Source organism: Neisseria sp. P0001.S005 (assembly GCF_051963715.1).
The window spans coordinates 1-3,910 of record NZ_JBQCTZ010000266.1 but is presented as its reverse complement, the minus strand read 5'-3'; the positions used below and the strand labels follow the sequence as shown (position 1 = coordinate 3,910).

Annotated in this window: 5 protein-coding genes; all 5 read left to right on the top strand. The window is 52.1% G+C overall.

Features of this window, described 5'->3' with window-relative positions; genetic code table 11:
- Positions 1–552, top strand: a 552-nt coding sequence (pyrH, locus tag ACTHSP_RS18535) for a UMP kinase (RefSeq protein ID WP_440346635.1), incomplete at its 5' end; no start/stop codon positions are given.
- Between the two features lie 161 nt (positions 553–713).
- The gene (gene rlmH / locus ACTHSP_RS18530) at positions 714–1,184 is read left to right on the top strand and encodes a 23S rRNA (pseudouridine(1915)-N(3))-methyltransferase RlmH (RefSeq protein ID WP_003749419.1); all 471 of its coding nucleotides are present in this window, start codon (positions 714–716) and stop codon (positions 1,182–1,184) included.
- Between the two features lie 169 nt (positions 1,185–1,353).
- On the top strand, positions 1,354–1,995 hold the full coding sequence (gene pyrE, locus ACTHSP_RS18525) for an orotate phosphoribosyltransferase (RefSeq protein ID WP_003682682.1): 642 nt from the start codon (positions 1,354–1,356) through the stop codon (positions 1,993–1,995).
- A 99-nt stretch (positions 1,996–2,094) separates the two neighbouring features.
- The gene (locus ACTHSP_RS18520) at positions 2,095–2,490 is read left to right on the top strand and encodes an MJ0042-type zinc finger domain-containing protein (RefSeq protein WP_314512392.1); all 396 of its coding nucleotides are present in this window, start codon (positions 2,095–2,097) and stop codon (positions 2,488–2,490) included.
- Complete coding sequence (argA, locus tag ACTHSP_RS18515; protein ID WP_314512394.1) at positions 2,487–3,800, top strand: amino-acid N-acetyltransferase; 1,314 nt, start codon at positions 2,487–2,489, stop codon at positions 3,798–3,800. The genes ACTHSP_RS18520 and argA overlap by 4 nt, the downstream gene beginning before the upstream one ends.
- Positions 3,801–3,910 lie beyond the last annotated feature (110 nt).

Below are 3,910 nucleotides of genomic sequence, written 5' to 3'. Positions count from 1 at the left end.
AACATTTTCCGCGGCGTATCTGCACAAGCAGGCAGCATGGACCGCGCCACTGCCGACTACATGGGCATGATGGCAACCGTGATGAACGCGTTGGCACTCAAAGACGCATTTGAAACCTTGGGCATCAAAGCGCGTGTTCAATCCGCACTTTCCATGCAACAAATCGCTGAAACTTACGCCCGTCCTAAAGCCATTCAATATTTGGAAGAAGGCAAAGTCGTGATTTTCGCCGCCGGTACCGGTAACCCGTTCTTCACGACCGACACTGCCGCTGCATTGCGCGGTGCGGAAATGAACTGCGACGTGATGCTCAAAGCCACCAACGTCGACGGCGTGTACACCGCAGACCCGAAAAAAGACCCATCTGCAACACGCTACGAAACCATTACTTTTGACGAAGCCTTGTTGAAGAATCTCAAAGTGATGGATGCCACCGCTTTCGCCCTCTGCCGCGAACGCAAACTCAATATCGTGGTATTCGGCATTGCTAAAGAAGGCTCACTCAAACGCGTGGTAACCGGCGAAAACGAAGGTACACTGGTTCACTGCTAATCATTGAAAGGCCGTCTGAAACAGCCGAACGGGATACATTCGGCTTTTAGGCGGCCTTTTATTTTCAGTCGGTTGCGTGGTCATTGGCTCATGGTTTGAAAAGGTTAAGGGCTTGCTTGACCATAGTGCCCAACCGACAATTCGATAACAAAGGATACTCCATGAATATCACCGTCTTGGCTGTCGGCACGAAAATGCCGCGTTGGGTGGATGAAGCCGTCGGCGAGTACGCCAAACGCTTCGGGCGCGATGTCAATTATGCGCTGAAAGAAATCAAGCCAGAGAAACGCGGCGCGGGTGTGAATGCGGCTCAGGGCATGGTGGCTGAAGAAAAACGCCTGTTGGAAGCCATACCGCAGGGCGCGTTTTTGGTGGTATTGGACGAGCGCGGCAAAGCGCCGACTTCGGTTGAATTGGCGCAACATTTGAAAAGCTGGCAGCAAAACGGCGAACACGTCTGCTTTATTATCGGCGGCGCAGACGGCATGACCGACCGTTTGAAACAGCAGGCAAATATGATGATGCGCCTTTCCAGCCTGACCTTGCCGCACGGCATGGTGCGCGTTTTACTGACCGAGCAGCTTTATCGCGCCGTTTCGATTTTGCACAATCATCCGTATCATCGGGAATAATCCGTTTTGATTGCCGGGATAAGACGGTAATGTCGCCTTGTCAGTTTGAAAGGGAATAGGGCAAGTCGGTTTAAAGCGAGTTGAACCTGCTTTCAGACGGCCTGATTTTTCCGCATGAATCCTTTATAATCGTTTCTTTGATAAATCAACATCTTTCGGGAGAACCCAAATGTCCGATTTCCGTCAAGACTTCCTCAAATTCGCTTTGGCACAAAACGTGTTGAAATTCGGCGAATTTACGACCAAGGCCGGCCGTCAGTCGCCTTATTTTTTCAATGCCGGTTTGTTCAATGACGGCGCATCGACTTTGCAGCTGGCGAAGTTTTACGCCGAGGCCATTATTGCCAGCGGCGTGAAGTTCGACATGCTGTTCGGCCCGGCCTATAAAGGCATTATTTTGGCGGCGGCAACAGCGATGATGTTGGCGGAAAAAGGCGTAAACGTACCGTTTGCCTACAACCGCAAAGAAGCCAAAGACCACGGCGAGGGCGGTGTGTTGGTAGGCGCGCCTTTGAAAGGCCGCGTGCTGATTATCGATGATGTGATTTCCGCCGGCACATCCGTGCGCGAGTCGGTCAAACTGATTGAGGCCGAAGGCGCAACGCCTGCCGCAGTGGCCATTGCGCTCGACCGTATGGAAAAAGGCACGGGCGAATTGTCGGCGGTGCAGGAAGTCGAAAAACAATACGGCCTGCCGGTGGTTTCGATTGCCAATTTGAACGATTTGTTCACGCTCTTGCAAAACAATGCCGAATTTGGAGGCTTTTTCGAGCCGGTCAAAGCCTATCGCGAACGTTACGGCGCGGTTTAAACCATAACATCATGCTCAGGTCGTCTGAAACAGTTTTCAGACGGCCTGAAACATTAGCTAAAATATATTTTTGATTTAATACACTTACGGAAAATACTCATGCCTGCTTGTTCTTGTCCTCATTGTAAAACACCGCATTGGGTGAAAGATGCCCAGTTGAACGTGGCGCAGGGTTTCGTGGTCTGCACGCGTTGTTCGGGGATGTTTAAGGCCAAGGATTATCTGTCGGGCAACCTGCCGTCCGATCCGGCCCATTTGCCTGTGGCGGTAACAGATGTGCGCCTCGTGCATAACATCGGTGCGCAAATTCTCAAGCATTCCAAACTCTCGCGCAAAGAAATTTCCGATTTGCTCAATAGCGCGCTCAAGGAAGAGCCTAAGGCGGAAGAGCAGGCGGTGGTCAAAACGCGCAAGGACGGTTTCAACTGGACGTTGGCATCGCTGATTGCGCTGACGGTTTTGATTATGCAACTCTTTTATCTTGCCTTGCTATGAGTAACATCGCCCATTTTGTTGCCAGCTTTCGCGAAGCCGCGCCCTATATTCAATATTTGCGCGGCAAAACCATGGTGGTCGGCGTGACCGACAGCCTGTTGGAAGGCGAAACCCTAATTCGTTTGGCCGCAGATTTGAATCTGTTGGCCAGCTTGGGCTTGCGTTTGGTCTTGGTACACGGTTTGCGGCATTTGCTCGACAAATTGGCTTCGGGTCGGAATTTTGTTCCGAAATACAGCGGCAGCCGTCGGATTACCGATGAAGCGACTTTGATGGAAGTGAAGCAGGTGGCGGGGATTATCCGCAGCGATGTGGAAGCCGCCTTGTTCAGCAGCGTATCTGCGCAGCAACGGAGCAAGCCGCCGGTTATCGCGTGCGGCAACTTTATTACCGCCCGTCCGTTGGGCGTTATCGACGGCGTGGACATGGGCTATACCGGTACCGTCCGCAAAATCGACGCGGAAGAAATCCGTTTGCGTTTGGATGGCGGTGCCGTGGTGCTTATCAGTCCTTTGGGACATTCGTACAGCGGCAAAACCTTCAATCTGAGTATGTGCGAAACCGCGCAGGAAGTGGCCATGGCTTTGCAGGCGGAGAAGCTGGTTTTCTTGACCGAAGAAGCCGGTATTCGTCGTGCCGACGGCTCTTTGGCCAATACTTTGTCTGTCGGCGAAGTGCAGGAGCTGATACACGACAATCCCGATGTGCCGGCCGATTTGCTGCATGCGGCGGTAGGCGCGTTGGAAAACGGCGTATCGCGGGTGCAGATTCTCAACGGCCGTGAAGACGGCAGCCTGTTGCGCGAGCTGTTTACCCGCGAGGGCAGCGGTACATCTATTGCCCGTGAGCCGTTTGTTTCCATCCGTCAGGCACGCAGCGACGACATTCCGCACATCATCGCCTTAATCCGTCCGTTGGCGGAACAAGGCATCTTGTTACACCGCAGCCGCGAGTATTTGGAAAACCATATTTCTAGTTTTTCCGTATTGGAACACGATCAAAACATTTACGGCTGCGTGGCGTTGAAAACCTTTTCCGAACCGGACTGCGGCGAATTGGCCTGCCTGGTGGTGTCGCCCGAAGCGCGTGATGGCGGCTACGGCGAATTGCTGTTGGAACATCTGTTTCAAAAAGCACGCGCCTTAAATATTAAAACGCTCTTTGCCTTATCCACGCATACGGGCGAATGGTTTGTCGAACGAGGCTTTCAGACGGCCTTAGCCGATGACCTGCCTGCCGAACGCCGGCAGGAATACAATGCCAACGGCCGCAATTCCAAAGTATTTGTTTATGACTTGCAGGCCGTCTGAAAACCTCAATCCTATTATCCGTTTTTAAAAATCACTCAAATCTTATGTTGAAAATCATCTCTGCCAACGTCAACGGCATCCGCTCCGCCTATAAAAAAGGTTTTTATGAA

What these genes read in the sequence shown, in the direction of transcription:
- ACTHSP_RS18520 (WP_314512392.1), top strand. Translation starts at nt 2,095, where the DNA reads ATGCCTGCTTGTTCTTGTCCTCATTGTAAAACACCGCATTGGGTGAAA.
- rlmH (WP_003749419.1), top strand. Translation starts at nt 714, where the DNA reads ATGAATATCACCGTCTTGGCTGTCGGCACGAAAATGCCGCGTTGGGTG.
- argA (WP_314512394.1), top strand. Translation starts at nt 2,487, where the DNA reads ATGAGTAACATCGCCCATTTTGTTGCCAGCTTTCGCGAAGCCGCGCCC.
- pyrE (WP_003682682.1), top strand. Translation starts at nt 1,354, where the DNA reads ATGTCCGATTTCCGTCAAGACTTCCTCAAATTCGCTTTGGCACAAAAC.